Origin of the sequence: Pseudoalteromonas sp. APC 3358 (assembly GCF_030408075.1) — a bacterium.
GTDB lineage: Bacteria > Pseudomonadota > Gammaproteobacteria > Enterobacterales > Alteromonadaceae > Pseudoalteromonas > Pseudoalteromonas arctica.
In genome coordinates, this window is record NZ_JASDCE010000003.1 from 251,437 (window position 1) to 269,592 (window position 18,156).

Consider the following 18,156-nt stretch of genomic DNA (forward strand, 5'->3'; position numbering starts at 1 on the left):
AGTTAGGAAGTAAATATGAGTTCAGCTCCAGATAGTGGTTGGTGTGGCCACCCTAAAGGACTTTCAACATTGTTCTTCACTGAAATGTGGGAACGAATGAGTTATTACGGTATGCGAGCTATGCTCGTATTATTCATGACAGCAAGCTTACAAGAAGAAGGTTTAGCCTTTACTGTTGCCTCAGCTGCTGCAATTTATGGTTTATACACAGGTGCGGTATACTTTTTAGGTTTACCAGGTGGCTGGCTAGCAGATAGATTGTTTGGTGGTCAAAAAGCAGTATGGTATGGCGGTATAATCATTATGATTGGTCATATTATTTTGGCTATTCCACATGATTATTCTTTCTTCATTGGCTTAATATTTGTAGCGACAGGTACTGGTTTGCTAAAACCAAATATCAGCGCAATGGTCGGCCAACTATACAGTGATACAGATGAGCGTCGTGATGGCGGTTACGCTCTTTATTACATGGGTATTAACATGGGTTCTTTAATCGGTTACTACGTATGTGGTTACTTTATGGAGAACGTAGGCTGGCACTGGGCATTTGGTGCGGCAGCTGTCGGTATGGCCATTGGTTTAGTTCAGTACAAACTCACACTTAATAACTTACCAGAGCACAGCGCTTTACCTGCTAATCCACTTGGTCCTAAAGGTACTTCACGTGCATGGATTGGTATTGCTGCATTTGTAATTGCAGCTGCTGCAGTTACTACGGCTGCAATGACCGGCGTAATTGTAATCAATCCAACAGTGGTTGCAGGTTACACAGCGATTGTATTTACTATTATCTTTTTTGTTTATTTTGGTGTTATTTACTTTACAGGTAAATTAACCGATGCCGAAAAACAAAGAATGTGGGCACTATTTTTAGTCTGTATTGCTTCTGCATGTTTTTGGTCTGGCTTTGAACAAGCTGGTTCTTCATTAAACCTATTTGCCCGTGATTACACCGACCGATTTATTGGTACGTTTGAAATCCCTACAACGTGGTTTCAATCATTAAACTCACTGTTTATTATTGCTTTATCGCCATTTTTTGCAGCACTTTGGATTAACTTATCTAAAAGCTTAGTGTCACCTAGCTACAGCGTTAAATGTGCAATTGGCTTAATTATCATGGCATCTGGCTTTTTAGTTATGTTTATGGCGGCTCATTACGCAGCTGAAGGTTTAAAAGTAGCGCCTTACTGGCTTGTTACTACGTACTTTTTACATACAGTGGGTGAGCTTTGTTTAAGCCCTGTAGCGTTAAGTGCTGTAAGTAAGTTATCGCCTAGACGTTACACAGGTCAAATGATGGGTGTATTTGTATTAACTTACTCGATTGGTAATATTATTGCGGGTTTACTTGCTGGTAATTTCGATCCGAATAATGTTTCTGAAATTCCTAACTTATACTTACAAATTGCATTATTTAGCATTGGTGTTGGTGCTGTCTTAGTACTAATGACCTTTAAAGCTAAAGTATGGGAAAAACAAGGGTTAGAAGAGAAAGTCTCTTAATTGTTGTTTATTTTAATATAACAACATAACCTAAACATTCCTCCATAGCCTCTATGGGGGAATTTTTTTATTCAACTTTGCCCTGCCCCCGTTAACTGATATTATGTCCTGATTGATTATTCAATAGACCCAGGGACAGCAGTATATGCATTCATTAACATTATTACGTGCCACTCTAATAGCATTTCTCCTTATTTTTTTATCTGCCTGTGGTGGAGCCGAAGATCAAGTTACAGTAAATCCAAATGATCCTGTAGAACCTGAGCCTAGTGGCTTAATTATTACCAATGCTAATGGCTTACAAACGTCATTAGATGAAGGTAACTTTACTATCAATGCCCCTGGGGAAATAGTGGCTAACGATACTGAAATAACCTACGAAAAATTAGTCCTTGATGAGAATAATCAAGCTAAAAATATCATTTCAGATATACATACGCTTACCCCGAATACACTCCAACTTTCTAGCTCAATGACAATCACTATAAAAATACCTGACGACTATGTATTAGGCGGCCAATTAACTATTGCGCGTTTGAGCGGCGATTCTTGGTCAAGTATTACTAATTCAACGGTATCGCAAGGCTTTGTTAGCGCACAAGTAGACCAACTAGGTAGCTATGCAATAGAAATGCAACGTACTGTCGCGTTTTCTGATATTGGCCCAACCTGTGATGCAAATGCAACAGAGCAATCTGTAAGGTTTGTGCACGTTGCCGACATGCATTCTCGCTTTGGGTATCAGGAACAATATTTTAGCCGCATTAAAGCTTATTATAAAAAAGCGCTAAGCGAATCACCCCATACATTATTTACCGATGGTGGCGATGATTACGAAAAAGGGACCGTTGCAGAGCAAATATCACAAGGCTTAGCATCTGATGAAACCGTAAAGCTAATGGCTTTTGATTTACGTGTTTTAGGGAATCATGACTATGCATGGGGTCCTGAAAAGCTGCTTGAGTTTTCACAAGACGATAATGCCATTGTACTCGCCAGTAATACCCGATTTGAGGGAGAACAAAATAAGAGTTTTGGCGGTGTGGACTTTGCTAAAGTACAGGTTGGCTGCATAACATTGGGTGTGTTTGGGATGACGTCAGTACCATGGGATGAACTTGACGAGCCAATTGAAGATGACCCTATTCCTGACTTTATAAAACAATTTAAAATGAGTTGGAAATGGCAACAAATCGCACAAAGTATTGTAAGCCAATACAGCGGTGATGTTGATTACATGATAATGCTAAGCCACTTAGGTAAAGGAACTGACGTTGAGATAGCAACCAATGTGCCCGGTATAGATTTAGTGCTTGGTGGGCATACTCATGGTGGTGAAGACTTTATAGAGCTTGAAAATAATGCTTTAGTCATTCAACCAGAATTTTATGCTCGCGGAGTCACCGATTTAAATTTAGTATTTAATACTGCAGATAAAGCACTAAGTCGTTACGATTATCAACATGTAGATACGCGAACATCTATAGAACCTGACGAAGAAACCAAGCTAGCTATCGATGAAGTAATGGGCCGATATGCACCCGATGCTGATACAGAAATTGCCATTTCAGAAAACTACCCAAGTAGTTTTGAAGTTGCAGAAATAGCAGCACTTGCAACTAAACATTCAAGCTCAATCAACGCAGCGCTGCTTAACCCTGAACTTGTACAAAAAAGATGGACGCCAGGCACTGTTACACAAGAAGATTTTCACAAAGCATTTTATGTTGAAAGACAGCCTTCAAACACACCTGGCTTTAATTCACTGTATCAAGTAACCGTTACAGGCACTGATTTAAATACAATGATTGCCAGCCAACCCGATTGGTTTGTGTTAAAGCCAGAAGATATTCAAGTAACGACAAATTATAATGTCGCTTTATTTAAAGGTCCGGCACTTAATCCAGATTTATTTTTTAGCAGTGTTACTTTTAATGATGTAAAGCCAATTGCCGAAGCATGGTGGCTACTTGATCAATACGCGCGCTTTAGAACAACTCAATGTCTTCACCTTGATACAGACACACAGCTTAATGCTTGCCAAGATGTTGCAAATATAACAACTTGGAACTTTGACGATCCAACAAACCCACTAACTCCAGACTCAGGCCCATCTGTTTTAAGCTACTTTGACCCAGAAAATGACGGTTGGGGCCCAGAAGATACACGCTATGAGACAACCACTGATCTTAATATTGCCGATTTAACTGATGGTCCTTCTGGTGTAATGGCTTTTACTCGTCACTCTCCAACAGAAGGCCTATTAATTACGTTAAACACAGCTGCAAATGGTGATTTTAAAGATGACGGGTTAGTGTCTGACTACACAATAGTTATGGATATAAACTGGCCATTGGAAACAAACGACATTTACCGCGCAATAATCCAAGCAGATACCGAAAACTACGATACAGATGACGCAGATATATTTGCAAGCCCAGACGGTGGGTACGGTGAAGCAACCAGCAATAGTGGATACTTTGGCGATACTAAACCAGGTAACTGGCATCGTATTGCCTTTGTATTTTATGCCGCACCAACAAATGGCGTATTTGAAATATACGTAGATGGTGAACTCGAAGGTGTTAAAGAAGAAGGTGAGATAAACCGTCGATGGGCACTTGATAAAACAATCCTGTTATTTACAGATAACAACTACGAAACCCGACCTGGTTACTTAAATGCATTACTCTATGCTGGTCGTGCTATGACTCGCGGTGAAATTAAAAGTATGGGCGGCGCACAACAAAAGTTGTCCTTTGAGCAACCGACGCGAGTGTTAAATCAAACGATTGAACGTCACTATCAAGCTGCGCCAGCGATAAAAACAAACCAATGGATTGAACAACGTAACAAGTTCTTTGGTAGCAACTCTAAAAGTGTAAATAATTAAATACAACTAAGCTTTTGCTTGTTCATTCTAAAAGGAGGCTTCACGCAGGTGAACCCTCCTTTTTGTTATTTAAAAACAACATATTAAGAATAAAAACCACTATTCAACCCTATGCCATATAACTTCATTTTATTTAACTGTATTACAAACACGTAACTTTATAATAACCGTCCTATAAAATTTACACATGCACTACATACTAAATAGTGCCCCCCTCTTCCCCAAATCAAAAATCTGGTTGATTATCTACGGCAATATGACAACAACACATAATCGCAGTGCTTAATTGCGGGAGTAATAATAATGAGTGAAGTAAATAACTATTTAGGTTTAGTCGGTATTGAATTTACCGAGTACGCAACACCTGATGCTGATTATATGGATAAAGTATTTACTGATTTTGGCTTCTCTAAGCTTAAAAAATTCAAAGGTAAAGACATTGTTTATTACAACCAAAACGATATTCATTTTTTACTGAATAACGAGCGTGAAGGTTTTTCTGCAGAATTTGCTAAAAGCCATGGTCCTGCTATTTGTTCAATGGGTTGGCGTGTTGAGAATGCACAAAAAGCATTTGAAACTGCAGTAGAGCGTGGTGCAAAACCAGCCACTGATTCAACACATAAAAACATGCCTTACCCTGCAATTTATGGCATTGGCGACAGCCTAATTTACTTTATTGAGAATTTTGGCGACAAAGGCACTATTTACGAAAGTGATTTTGAAGATTTAGAAACGCAAAATGTTGTAGAAGATAAAGGCTTTATCCGAATCGATCATTTAACCAATAACGTTTATAAAGGCACCATGGAAAAATGGGCTAACTTTTATAAAGACGTATTTGGTTTTACTGAAGTACGCTACTTTGACATTAAAGGTCAAAAAACAGCGCTTATTTCGTATGCACTAAAATCACCTTGTGGCACCTTCTCTATTCCAATAAACGAAGGTAAAGGTAACGATAACAACCAAATTGATGAATACCTTGGTGAGTACAACGGCCCAGGCGTTCAACATTTAGCGTTTTTAACAGATGACCTAGTAAGTTCTCTTGATAAGCTTGATAAATCAACAATTGCAACGTTGGATATTATCCCAGAGTACTACGATACTATTTTTGACCGAGTACCTTGGGTTGCTGAAGATAAAGAAAAAATTCGTAAGCACCAGATACTCGTAGATAGCCAAAGTGAAAATTGTTATTTATTACAAATTTTCTCTAAAAACTTATTTGGTCCAATCTTTATAGAAATGATCCAACGCGTTGATGATGGTGGCTTTGGTGAAGGTAACTTCCAAGCATTATTTGAATCAATCGAACGCGACCAAGAGCGTCGCGGCGTTTTATAAAATATTTGAGTAAATTAAAAGCAGCGAACTTCGCTGCTTTTTGTCGTTTTAATATTTAAAAAGTATGGCGCCAAGTACAAGTATGATTAAATAAACTATACCTTGTCGCCATACAGTAAAATCCAAAGGAAATGTAATGAGCCTAATTAACGAAACCCACGATATTAATTTAACCAGCTGGGTAGAGTCAGCTAATGTTGATAATTGCGACTTCCCTATTCAAAACTTACCGTTTGCAGAGTTTCGCCGTAAAGGGTCTGATGAGGCCTTTCGTGGTGGTGTTGCAATTGGTGACCAAGTAATTGATTTAGCAAAACTGAGTAAATTAAATGTTTTAACAGGTGACGCTAAAACAGCCGCTGATGCAGCAAGTGAAGCAACTCTAAATACATTTATGGGTTTAGGGGGGCAGTATTGGTCAGCACTTCGTTTAGCCCTTTCAAAAGCACTACGGGCAGGCTCTGAGCACCAACAAGCACTTAGCGATACGCTTGTAGCACAATCTGATATAGAGTTTTCTTTGCCTTGTCGTATCGGCGATTACACCGACTTTTACACTTCTATTTATCATGCTACTGCTGTGGGTAGTTTGTTTCGCCCTGATAACCCATTACTACCTAACTATAAATGGGTACCTATTGGTTACCATGGTCGTTCTTCATCTATTGACGTATCAGGTCAAACATTTCATCGCCCTAAAGGTCAAACTAAAGCGCCTGATGCAGAAGTGCCATCATTCGGTCCTTGTAAACGCCTTGATTACGAACTAGAGCTGGGTATTTACTTAGGTAAAGGCAATGCACTGGGCGATGCAATCGCTATCGAAAATGCTGAAAACCACGTATTTGGCTTTTGTGTATTTAACGATTGGTCAGCACGTGACTTGCAAGCGTGGGAATACCAACCGCTTGGTCCATTTTTAGCTAAAAACTTTGCCTCAACTGTATCGCCTTGGATTGTTACAACCGAAGCGCTAGCGCCTTATAGAACAAGCTGGACGCGTGATGAAAACGATCCACAGCCTATGGACTATTTAGAGTCAAAAGCGAATCGCGACCAAGGTGCTTTTGATATTCAAATGGATGTTAAAATTCAAACGCAAAAAATGCGTAGCGAAGGCCATAACCCAACGCGTGTATCAACATCTAGCTTTAAGCACTCTTACTGGACTGTGGCACAAATGGTTACTCACCACACAGTAAATGGCTGTAACTTTATGCCAGGTGACATGTTAGGTTCGGGCACTCAGTCTGGTCCAACGCACGAAGAAGCGGGTTCTTTACTTGAACTATCTCGTGGCGGTAAAGAAAAAATTACGCTAAGCAATGGCGAACAACGTAGCTTTTTAGAAGATGGCGATAACGTTATTATGCGCGGTTGGTGTGAAAAAGAAGGCTATGCACGCATAGGTTTTGGCTCTGTAGAGAGCACAGTACTGCCTACAAAGTAATACGAGTATTAAAAAAATTATTAAAAGGGCTGCTTACTAAAAGCAGCCCTTTTTTATTAATTTTTGAACAGTTACAATTTTTTTCTAGCTTTTTTAACTCAAATTGCTATCTTAATTCGGTTAATAGCCAGTGTTTATATGCCATGTCAGTATTTATAAAGTCTTTTTATCATAAATTTTTCCCAGCTCGTCAGCTACTTATTCGCCAAAATGGCGAAGTTAAGCATGTTGTTTTAGCCTCTTGGTTTCAACTTCTTGTAGCATCGCTTATTTTAGCCACTTTTATTTGGCTGAGTATTTCGAGCTTTCGTGTTTATACACAAACAAATAAAATATCTGACATAAAACAAAATCAAATAACCGAGCAAACGCTGTGGCAACAAAAAGTCAGTGAGCAACAAGCCCTGCAAGCAACGCAGTTAGAGCAACTTGCAATACTTGAGCAAAAACAGGCGCTACTGCAAAGCATGATAGAGTCCCTTCCCGCTTCAATTAGCAAAGATGTTATTAAGCTTGATACAGAACTTGATGTACCTATTAATGAAAATGGCAATGAATTTCATGAGCCATTAGTCGATGAAAATCAAAAAGGTAAACAAGCACAGTTAATAGCTCCAATTCCATTCGCAACAAGAGTGGCCAACTTAAATAATCATTATGAGCAAAGCTTTACCTATTTAGATAACCAAATTAGTGAACGTCATCAAGCCATTTTAGCTATGGTCAAAGGCGCAGGAATTGAGTCAGCGCTTGAGCAACACTTAATATTAAGTGCCCAAACAACCGCACAAGGTGGCCCACTTGATACATTTAACGAAACAAAAATTCCAAGCCACTTTTTAGCCATCGTTGATAAGTTATTAGCATTAAATAATTTAGAAAACTTTTTAACTGAACTACCAAACACCCTCCCCTTAGCTAAAGCTAAATATTATATTTCGAGTAGTTTTGGTCTTAGAAAAGATCCAATGAATAGTAATCATGCCTTTCATAAAGGAATTGATTTAGCCGGTTGGCATAAAACCGAGATATTTGCCCCAGCAGACGCTGTAGTGCTTCGTGCCGGTCGCAATGGTGGTTATGGTAACTTTATTGAGCTTGAACATAAAAATGGCTTAGTGACTCGATTTGGACACTTAAATAAAATTAAAGTAAAAAAAGGTCAGTTAATCACTAAACATGACGTAATTGGTTTAATGGGCAGCACAGGCAGAAGTACAGGTACTCATTTACACTACGAAGTATTACTTAACGGTAAACAAGTCAATCCTCTAAAAATAACAAAGGCGCTTTCTCGTGTTTGGTAGAAAAAAACAAAAAACAGTTAGCTCTAATTTAAAAAGAGTAAATCACACACCGTCTATTATTTCTGAAGACGTACGCCTTACAGGCACTTTAGTTAGCCAAGGTGAAGTACAGCTTGATGGCCGTATTGATGGCGATATAAAAGTGGAGCATTTAGTTATTGGCTCAACGGGTGTTGTTGAAGGTATTGTTGAAGCTAAAAGCGTTATTGTTAAAGGCAAAGTTATTGGCTCAATTAATGCTAGTGAAGTAAAGGTACAAAGTGGTGCTCATGTTCATGGCGATGTGTTTCACGATACATTGAGTATTGATGCAGGTGCAGTAATTGAAGGCAGTTTAAAGCAACGCTTTGAAAAAGAAGAGCCTGAACTTATTTCGAAAGAGCTTAAACCCGCAAAAGAAGTTAAAGCATTGTTGAAGGAAGATGGCAGCGACTTATCGTTTGTAAATAAACAAGCCGCTGATAAAAACTAAGTAGAATCAGCTTAACGTAAGCTACCTTTTTTCAGTAATATACATAGTAATATCTGCAGTGAAAACAAGCTCATTGCGGGTATTATACAGTTTAACCGGTACCACTAAGTCTTCTTTATCAATCCATTTATGCGGTAAATCAATTTCAGCGACTGCTCTTACATCTGTATCTACTTTAGCCAAATACCTAACTGTCATCCCTTTTGGGATCCAACGATGCGTTTTAACTGGCACTGTTGCATCAACCATTACACCTGCACACAATTCAGCTAAGTTACACTGCGCAATAGCATGAATAGTTCCAATATGATTATGAACGCTGCGACGATTTTTAACCAACGCACTACAATGCCCTTCTCGAAGGTCGAGCACGTAAGGTTTCATTGAACCAAAATATGGCGCTTTAAAGCAAACAGCTTTAGTAAAAAGCCAATTCCCAAAAGGTAGGCGCTTAAATTTATGCCATGTTTGTACAAGTGCAGATTTATTACTCATTATTATTTTCCATCAACAGTTACTTTTTTCAAATTAACACATCAGACCAGTTTTAAAAAGTGCATTTACGCTGCCTTTTTAGCTTAATCCAATCAAAAAATAAAAATGACAACCTATACAGGGGTCATAAGCCCTTTCTTTTTTACGAGTGCCCACCTAAAATACTCGGCAAAAGGAGACTCAATGCAAACACAGCCCGCTAAACCTAATATGACTTTGTTACTTATCCTAGCGTTACTCGTTATATTTTGCCCTATGGCAATCGATATTTACTTACCCGCTTTTCCTACTATTGCAGAACAATTTGCAGTTACAGAACAACAAGTTCAGCAAACCGTTGCTATTTTTATGCTAACAGTAGGTTTAGGCCAATTAATTGCGGGGCCTTTGGCCGATAGGTTTGGCCGAAAGCCAGTGGCTATAGTGGGTATAAGTTTATATGCAGGCTCAGCATTACTTGCCTATTACTCGCCTTCTTTTGAAGTATTGATGATTGCACGTGCTCTTCAAGGTTTTGGAGCCTGTGCCACATTTGTTGTCGCATTTGCGATAGTGCGTGACAAATATGGTAGTGAACGAAGTGGACAAATGATCACTTACCTTAACGGGATTGTGTGCTTTATTCCGGCAATGGCACCTATTTTAGGGGCTTGGCTTACCGTACAATTTGGCTGGCGTATGAACTTTATGTTTTTAACCGCGTTTGCCATTGTAGGCCTTGTTGTTACGCTATTCTTTTTTAGAGAAACTCGTCCTGCTGATAGCCATTATCAGGGGCATATTTTAGATTTACGTCGCTTTACACCTATTATAAAAACACCGGTATTTTTGTTTAATAGCCTAATTTGCATGGTCTCAATGTCGGCCATATTAGTTTATGTGACGCTAGCTCCAGGCTGGCTTATTACGCATTTAGGCGGCACTGTAGCCGACTTTACTTTTTGGTTTACGTTAAACGCCGTAATAAGTATTGTCGCTAGTTTTATTTTACCAACGTACATTAAACGAAATAGCCAACGTGCTTTGCGTGTCGGTGTGAGTGTACTGGTTTTTTCAGGCGTTTTAATGCTAGCCCTTAGCGGTATAGAGACGGCATTTGCGCTTATGTTACCTATTTTAATTGCAGCATTAGGCTTTGCTCTAAGTTTGGGCTCAGCTGCAGGTATGGCTCTGTCGAGCTTTCCTAAACAAGCAGGCACAGCCTCGGCATTACTTGGTGCTATGCAAATGAGTGGCGCGAGTATACTCGTTGTTTTAACCCAATATTTAGGGTTAAGTACACCGTGGTTAATTGCTTTTCACTTATTATTGCTAGTTCCGCTTTGGCTTATTTTAATGAGCAAAAAAGCACATACTTTACACCCAACTAAAAGCGCTCAATGATCAATCCTGATTTTTTAGTCTCGTTTTTATTAGCCAGCTTTTTAATGGCTGTAGCACCTGGGCCATCAAATGCATTTTTGATGGCACAAACATTTGCTAATGGTCGAAGCGCCGGTATGCAAAGTGCTTTTGGTTTTGCATTAGGTGGGGTTATTCATACTCTATTTGCTGTTGTAGGCCTAAGCGCAGTACTGAAAGCTTCCCCTAGTGCCTATGCCGCAGTGCAATATGTAGGCGCAGCATATTTATGTTATTTGGGATTTATGATGATTAAAGGCACGCTAAAGCAGCCAGAGCCTATATCCGATGACAAGCAAACCGATAAACCGCATATAAGTACCAGTAAAAAAAGTAATGTCATGTTTCAAGCCATGATGACTGAAGTGCTAAACCCTAAAGTGGCGCTGTTTTTTATTGCATTTATTCCGCAATTTGTAGATCCAACGCTTTCATCTGCTACTTTTCAACTCGCTTTTTTTGGCTTGCTTTACCCTATTTTTGCTTTTCCGATTGACTGCACGTATATTTATTTTGGAGACAAAATTGCACAGTTTTTTAGACGTAACCCAAATAGCCAACTTTGGATTGATAGGATCACTGGCATTGTATTTATAGCCCTTGCTATCAATCTATTATTTTAACTAACCTGCACTTTGGTTAAGAGATTTATTACCCAGAGTTTAAGCTAACTAATAAAAAAGAATCAGCATGGAACAAAAAACACAATCTCTTCCCGCACAAAAAAATATTGCTTTAGTTGCCCACGACGGTAAAAAAGCAGCATTAAAATTATGGTGTGAAAAGCACAAAGAAATACTAAGTAAGCACACTTTATATGGCACAGGTACTACAGGGCATTTAATTCAAAAAACCACGGGACTTGATGTAGTTCAGCTATTAAGTGGCCCTATGGGCGGCGATCAACAACTTGGCGCTAAAATAGCTGAACATGAGATACATGTTTTGATATTTTTTTGGGACCCATTAGCATCACAGCCTCATGACCCTGATGTTAAAGCACTGCTGCGTTTAGCCGCTGTTTGGAATATTCCGGTGGCGTGTAATGAGGTGAGTGCAGATATGTTATTAAGCTCACCACTTATGGATGTAGAGCTTGAACGTACATTGCCAGATTACGAAAAATATCTCGCAACCCGACAAATAGATCTTTAAACCTCAATTGTAATCTAGGTTATTTATAAAGCATGCTGGCCCATTTAGTCAGGCCAGCAGTTACACTACCAAAGTGGTCCCCGTTAACCATTTTTATATTACCTAAGTGCTCACTTAAAGCCGCTTTAATCAATGGTGACTGTGCACTACCGCCTGTTAAGTAAATAATGTCTGGCGTGGTCGCAGCGTCGCTGATTGCTTGTTTTGCTAAAGTCACTATTTGGCTAATACTACTCTCAACGGCAACAGCTAAATCGCTTACCGATACATTTTTATTCAGCCCACTATCTAAAAAGCTTAAATCACAATCAAACGCACTAGCTGACGAAAGTGCTATTTTAGCCGCTTCACCTTGTTGTACTAACTGATGACCTTGCTTGTTTTGCTGTAAATGTATTAAACGCTTATAAAGATCAGGTGCACTTACATCACGTAATTGTGCATTTAGCTCTCGGGTATGGCTTTCACTATAAAATTGGCTTTGTAAGTTTACATCGTTAATTTTACACGCTTGCCAAAACGCTTGATTAGGCAAAGGTAGACCTGATTTAAACGTACTGCCTAAACCCAATAACGGCATTAAACCATGAAAGCTCAAAGCAATATCTAAATCGTTTCCGCCAACACGTTTACCACTGTGAGATAAAAAATCGCCATCGCGCTGGCTATTTCCTCTAAAACTCGGGCCCATTTGTACAAATGAGCAGTCACTTGTACCACCACCAATATCAATAACGAGTACTTTTTGATCCTGAGTTAAGTCACTCTCGTAATCGATACCCGCAGCAAGTGGCTCATATAAAAACTCTACGTCTTTAAAACCAGCACGTTTAGCAGCACGCTCTAAAATACCGACCGCTTGTTGATTTGATTGCTCGCCACCCACAGCTTGAAAGTTTACTGGGCGACCAATCACTGTTTGTGTAAGTGTTTTACCTAAAGAGAGCTCAGCGCGTTGCTTAATTTTTAAGATCATCGCGGTTGCGATATCTTCAAAAAAGTTAATTTGACCTTGCTTTAAACCTGTTGCACCAAAAAATGATTTAGGAGACTTAACAAAATAGCCTTCTTCAGGAAACTGCACGTACTCGCTAATCGCTTCACGACCAATAAATAGGGTTTCATCTGAAGGTTGTAAATCAAGGTCTGACTTAATACGAGGTAAGGTATTTAATAATGCTTGGCGCTGCGTTAAAAAGTCATGCTCATGGGCTGTGCCATGTAAATGCTTAGCAACAAAATCAACAACCAACGCACTGTGATGAGTGTAAAGTGTAGACGGTAAGTAATGTTTTCCTTGCTCTAGCGGTACTAATTGAACATTACCCTCGCTCATTACACCCATAGCACAATTAGAACTACCGTAATCAAAACCTACAAACATACTTCACCACACATTACCAAAAAGGCCGCGCAATTTAGCACACTTTGTAAAATTTATAAATGTTATAAACTATCTCTGACCCGTAAAAAACTAGCAAAACGCGGTAACCCATTTTTTGTTAAGCCATGAAATCGATACGTTACAGTACTACCAATCTCCGGTGGAATGGAGCGCTGTGCATCATTAAACCCAGTACCAATAGAAAATACCTGCCCCTGCGCTGTTTTTACCCTTAATGCCCCTAACATTCCTTGATATTTACCTTTGCCTGGTAAGTGGGCAATTACAACCGCTTCTGCATCTAAATAAGGTTTTAATTTTAGTAATGCATTACTTCTTCCATTGCTGTGCTTCGCGCTGGCCAAATGAAGCATTACGCCCTCGCCGCCCTGCTTAGTTATATCGTCAAAATACTCTGTAAGCTGCTCATTATTTGTAAAGCTATATTGACCTACAGCACTAATGTGCGGCGAGTTTAGGCTAGTAATAAGCTCATTATAGTTTTTATAGCGAGTGCTAAAAGGCAGATTTTCATTTGGCATATCAAATACTTTATAAGTAATAGTTTGCCAATCATGATTATTAGGTTTTTTAGTTCTGACTATGCCACTAAGCGCAGAAAAGTGCTCACGTTTAGTCCACAGCTCACCATCAAGCCATACATTTGGCAATGGTGCTGTAAACCAACTCGGCGCATTAATAATATTGCCCTTGCGAGTAACAAACTGCGTGCCGGTCCATATAGCTCTTACGCCATCATATTTTTCACTGACTAAATACTTACTTACATCGTAATGTTTAGTTTCGTTATATACTTTAGCCAGTAAAACAGAGGGTTGTGCTGCACTTATACATTGCGTAAAAAGTACAACAACAATTAAAAGCAGGTGTTTAATAGTAAACATTGGCGCATCCAAGCAAGTAAAAGTTGGCTTAAACTATAGTTGAGATTGCACCCATTGCCAAAACTCATCTAAGTTACTCATTTTATAGGTAGCTTGGCTAAAATCGTGATCTTTAGTATGGCTATTGGCAATGGCTACAACACGTAACAAAGCGTTGTTGGCCGCCGTAACACCGGTAAATGTATCCTCAACAGCAATTGCATTGCCTGCCTGTATATTTATCTGCTTAAGTGCCAGTAAATATGGGTCTCCAGCAGGTTTAGGATTAGTTACATCGTCTTTTGTTACCACCGTGTCAAACAGCTCATAAAATCCTAAACCTTTAAGTATTGGCATAGCTTCACTTTTAGCACTGCCCGTTACTAGCGCCATTTTTAAGTCACTCGCTTTTACAGCTTTCAACGTTTGCTCAGTAAACGGCATCAGTGGTGGTAAATGTGTTATTACATATTCGCCAAATAAACGGTATTTTTCATCCGCTAAAAACTGTGCGCTTACTGATAAGTTATGCTCTTGCTTAATCTCGATTGCAGCTTCTAAAGTGGGTCGTCCTGAAAAGCGCTGACAAAAATCATTTTCTAAATAACTAACACCGTAAGGCTTAAGTAGTTTACTCCAACATACAAAGTGCATGCTTTCTGAATCAACTAATGTGCCATCCATATCAAATAATACTGCCTGTAATGCCATCCTCACTCCTTATTTAACCTAAGCCAAATTTTGACAATAAAAAAGGCGCCTTAAGCACCTTTTATTAAATTGTTGTTATTGCGTTAAGCCAGCTGGTGGCTCACCCGTTGCTTCTTCACCCGTATCAACATCAACAAGCTCGTAGCCACGCGTTTTACGCATAACTTTAAGTACAGGCTTTTCAAATGCTGTTTTTAAACGATCTGAGTCATCTTTCAACTCATCAAGTGTTGTACCAAAAGGGGCTGCGCCTGTTTCTGACCAGTTAGTCACTTTACCGTTCAGGTTATATTCTACTTCGTGTATTTGATATTGCGCTGCTTCGTCTTTCGTTGCTTCACAAAAAATTACACGGTAATTCCAAAATCCAGCCATCTTTTTATCTCTTTAAATTAATTAACGCTACTTTACCAGCTTTATAAAAACATAAAAGCCTGCACAAGGCAGGCTTTTAAAAATTAATATAATTTAAGGTTATCTTTAGAAGAAGTTAACTTTAAATTCAGCACCAACATAACGCTCTTCGTTAACAATACCTGTATTGTTATTGAAGTCTACAGCGCCAATAACTTGTTGCTCGTCAAATAAGTTACGAACAAACGCAGCAACTTCGTATTCGTAATCGCCTTCAGACCATGTGTAACCTGTACGAAGACCTGTTTCAATAAGCTCTTTACCTTCAAACTCTACTGATTCGTAAAGGAACATATTGATTTTACTGCGATAAGAAATATCACCGCTTGCGAAGAAGTTACCATCGGCAAGTTCTTTAGTGTAGCGAAGCGTAAAGTTAGAGATCCACTCAGGAGCATGCGGTAAGCTATTACCGTCAAGTACAGCAAAGCCTGAATTATTAATTGGATCAGTCACGTTTAATGTGTCACGGTCAGGTACTGGTATTGATATACTGTCATCTTTTATTTCGGTTTTATTGTAGCTTAAGTTAAATGTTGCATTAAACTCATCACTTAGTACCCACTGTGTGTCTAGCTCGAAGCCGTAGCCCGTTGTTTTGTCTGCATTGATTAAGCTACTAGAATTAGTGTCACCACCTACAGCAGTCAATTGTTGATCGCTCATTGTGTAGTAGAACACAGTTGCATTAACGCGACCTTGTCCGTCTAACACGTCTGATTTAATACCCGTTTCGTACGATGTTACTGTTTCTGATTCAGCTGTTGTTACTTCTTCACTGAACAAAATACGCCCTTGTAAGCTTGGTGCACGGAATGTGTTTGCTACACGTCCGTACCAGTTAACATCATCGTTTACTTTGTAGTTTGCAGAGAAATCCCAACTTACATGACTATCGCTTACGTTTTCAGGAATAGTTTTTGAACCAGCGCCAATTGGGCTAAGTGTACGATCAGCTACAAAATCTTTGTCATCATCTGAATAACGAAGTCCCGCTGTTACTTTTAAATCATCAGATACGACATAATCTACAGAGCCAAATACTGCCCATGCTGTTGTATCTTGTTGCTGCTCAACATAACCGTTTAGTACACCATTATCAGCGGTGTTGTAATTAAAGTTTTCAATTGTCAGCTCTTCATCAAAGTAAAATACACCTACTTGATAATTTAAGTCACCATCAAAGTTACTAGATAAACGTAGTTCTTGCGTTAACTGGTCGTGATCTGGAATACCATCGGCACTTTCAGCCTCAAATGGGACAAAACCTGGACCATTATCTTGTCCACAAAAACCACAACCGTAACCGCCGTCAATATCAGCGCGCGAATATATTTCAGCACTTTCCCATGCAGAAATTGAAGTAATTGTGTGGTTTTTAAGTTCCCACTCAAGCTTTAAGCTTGCACCTTCCGATTCTACTTGTTGAGTAGAGCGAGATGCCGCATCTTGATAAACAACATCACTTTCGTAGTTATCTACTAGCTCATTAGTACCCGCTTTAATTACATTTGCACGAAATGCAATTGGTGAGCCATCTAAGTCACGTGTGTGATAGTTTAATAAAGCAGTAAAATCATCGCCTTCATATAAAAACTGAACGCGTGCCGCTTTTTCAGTGTAACCACCTTGCTCGTCTTTAGCTTCAAAGCCTGGAGCTTGGTTATCAATGTAATCGTCTTTGTCTTGCCATAATAATGAAACACGGGCAGATAAACGGTCAGTTAAAGCACCACCTACAGCACCACTTGTGTCTACAGCGCCACGGCTACCGTATGAAACAGAGCCATAACCATCAAATTCTTGGCTTGGTTTAACAGTATCAAACTTAACAAGGCCAGCCGGCGTGTTACGTCCAAATAAAGTTCCCTGTGGTCCACGTAACACTTCTACGCGTTCAACATCAAATACTGGGAAGCCTTTTAAAATTGCATTTTCTTGAACGACTTCATCAACAACAAGTGATACTGGTTGTGATGCATTCAAATCGAAATCGGTATTACCTAAACCACGAACGTAAAAGCGTGGGAATGAACGACCAAATGAAGATTCAATAGATAAACTTGGAATTTTCGCATTTAAAAAACGAATATCCATACCAGCTGAGCTATACGCATCAAGGTTATCACCTTGTAGAGCAGATACTGCTACTGGTACTTCTTGAGCGTTTTCTACACGTTTACGAGCTGTTACTTGAATAACTTCTAGTTGATTACTTTTTTTAGCTGTTTTTTCTTCAGCAGCTAAAGAAGAAAATGAAGTACCTGCTACTGCAGAGAACAACGTTGCATTGATTAGGGTAGCTAACGTAGATCTTTTCATTGCTTTCATGTTGGGTTTAACCTTTTTTGTGCACTCTTGTTCAACGGTTTTTTGTGTTGCGCAATGTATTCATTGCGGGCTCGTTCAATTTTTCGCGACTTGCGTCATGCGCGCGGACCTTATTACCGAGAGTACAAAAACGATGTTATAAGGCTGAACGAACGATTAAGATTATACCATTGTGTGACAATTTTACTGCATAAATATAGACATAATTAGAAACTTTTTTGCAACATTTAACTACAAAATCACGTGTTTTTATCACTATTTAGATGCAAAACTCTAATATTAAGGACATATGTCCTTTATTGGATTTAATAAAATGGAGTAGGAAGAAGGGATTGTTTTACATGTTAACCTAAAATAGAAACACCTGTGTTTTTATTAAAAGCCGCCCAAGAGCGACTTT

General features: G+C 39.1%; 15 protein-coding genes. 9 read left to right on the top strand and 6 right to left on the bottom strand.

Annotation, left to right across the window (positions count from 1 at the left end):
* The first annotated feature begins 15 nt into the window (after nucleotides 1-15).
* From QL995_RS06290 to QL995_RS06315, 6 genes are all read left to right on the top strand, one after another.
* Nucleotides 16-1,509, top strand: coding sequence for a peptide MFS transporter (locus QL995_RS06290; RefSeq protein WP_290293757.1), 1,494 nt, complete (start codon nucleotides 16-18; stop codon nucleotides 1,507-1,509).
* 145 nt (nucleotides 1,510-1,654) lie between these two features.
* Entirely contained in the window at nucleotides 1,655-4,402 is a 2,748-nt protein-coding gene (locus QL995_RS06295) for a metallophosphoesterase (RefSeq protein WP_290293758.1), read from the top strand.
* Between the two features lie 303 nt (nucleotides 4,403-4,705).
* On the top strand, nucleotides 4,706-5,752 hold the full coding sequence (gene hppD / locus QL995_RS06300) for a 4-hydroxyphenylpyruvate dioxygenase (protein ID WP_010555129.1): 1,047 nt from the start codon (nucleotides 4,706-4,708) through the stop codon (nucleotides 5,750-5,752).
* Nucleotides 5,753-5,888: 136 nt separating this feature from the next.
* Nucleotides 5,889-7,202, top strand: a complete 1,314-nt coding sequence (fahA, locus tag QL995_RS06305; RefSeq protein ID WP_010555130.1) for a fumarylacetoacetase — start codon at nucleotides 5,889-5,891, stop codon at nucleotides 7,200-7,202.
* Nucleotides 7,203-7,345: 143 nt separating this feature from the next.
* Nucleotides 7,346-8,509 carry a peptidoglycan DD-metalloendopeptidase family protein gene (locus QL995_RS06310; protein ID WP_290293759.1) on the top strand — a complete coding sequence of 388 codons (1,164 nt, stop codon included), beginning with the start codon at nucleotides 7,346-7,348 and terminating at the stop codon, nucleotides 8,507-8,509.
* A complete protein-coding gene (locus QL995_RS06315; protein ID WP_007581324.1) occupies nucleotides 8,499-8,981 on the top strand; it encodes a polymer-forming cytoskeletal protein in 483 nt (160 codons plus the stop codon). Before QL995_RS06310 ends, QL995_RS06315 begins: the two co-directional genes overlap by 11 nt.
* A 21-nt stretch (nucleotides 8,982-9,002) precedes the next feature.
* Here QL995_RS06315 and QL995_RS06320 read toward each other — a convergent pair whose 3' ends face one another.
* Nucleotides 9,003-9,476, bottom strand: coding sequence for a hotdog fold domain-containing protein (locus tag QL995_RS06320; protein ID WP_007581322.1), 474 nt, complete (start codon nucleotides 9,474-9,476; stop codon nucleotides 9,003-9,005).
* Nucleotides 9,477-9,659: 183 nt separating this feature from the next.
* Here QL995_RS06320 and QL995_RS06325 point away from each other — a divergent pair, with 183 nt between their 5' ends.
* The 3 genes from QL995_RS06325 to QL995_RS06335 all read left to right on the top strand — a co-directional run bounded on the left by QL995_RS06325 (nucleotide 9,660) and on the right by QL995_RS06335 (nucleotide 12,032).
* Nucleotides 9,660-10,859: a multidrug effflux MFS transporter gene (locus QL995_RS06325; RefSeq protein ID WP_007581320.1), complete on the top strand. Its 1,200-nt coding sequence runs from the start codon at nucleotides 9,660-9,662 to the stop codon at nucleotides 10,857-10,859.
* Nucleotides 10,856-11,500, top strand: a complete 645-nt coding sequence (locus tag QL995_RS06330) for a LysE family translocator (RefSeq protein ID WP_007581318.1) — start codon at nucleotides 10,856-10,858, stop codon at nucleotides 11,498-11,500. The genes QL995_RS06325 and QL995_RS06330 overlap by 4 nt, the downstream gene beginning before the upstream one ends.
* Before the next feature lie 67 nt (nucleotides 11,501-11,567).
* On the top strand, nucleotides 11,568-12,032 hold the full coding sequence (locus QL995_RS06335; protein ID WP_002958191.1) for a methylglyoxal synthase: 465 nt from the start codon (nucleotides 11,568-11,570) through the stop codon (nucleotides 12,030-12,032).
* Between the two features lie 19 nt (nucleotides 12,033-12,051).
* Here the strand turns inward: QL995_RS06335 and yegD are convergent, their stop codons facing one another.
* From yegD to QL995_RS06360, 5 genes are all read right to left on the bottom strand, one after another.
* On the bottom strand, nucleotides 12,052-13,416 hold the full coding sequence (gene yegD, locus QL995_RS06340) for a molecular chaperone (protein ID WP_165729036.1): 1,365 nt from the start codon (nucleotides 13,414-13,416) through the stop codon (nucleotides 12,052-12,054).
* A gap of 62 nt (nucleotides 13,417-13,478) precedes the next feature.
* Nucleotides 13,479-14,321 (bottom strand): DNA ligase, encoded by an 843-nt coding sequence (locus QL995_RS06345; RefSeq protein WP_290293760.1) that lies wholly within the window; start codon nucleotides 14,319-14,321, stop codon nucleotides 13,479-13,481.
* 33 nt (nucleotides 14,322-14,354) lie between these two features.
* Nucleotides 14,355-15,011, bottom strand: coding sequence for an HAD family phosphatase (locus QL995_RS06350; RefSeq protein WP_290293761.1), 657 nt, complete (start codon nucleotides 15,009-15,011; stop codon nucleotides 14,355-14,357).
* Between the two features lie 75 nt (nucleotides 15,012-15,086).
* Complete coding sequence (locus QL995_RS06355) at nucleotides 15,087-15,386, bottom strand: hypothetical protein (RefSeq protein ID WP_007581307.1); 300 nt, start codon at nucleotides 15,384-15,386, stop codon at nucleotides 15,087-15,089.
* A gap of 105 nt (nucleotides 15,387-15,491) precedes the next feature.
* Nucleotides 15,492-17,756, bottom strand: coding sequence for a TonB-dependent receptor (locus tag QL995_RS06360; RefSeq protein ID WP_290293762.1), 2,265 nt, complete (start codon nucleotides 17,754-17,756; stop codon nucleotides 15,492-15,494).
* Nucleotides 17,757-18,156: the final 400 nt, after the last annotated feature.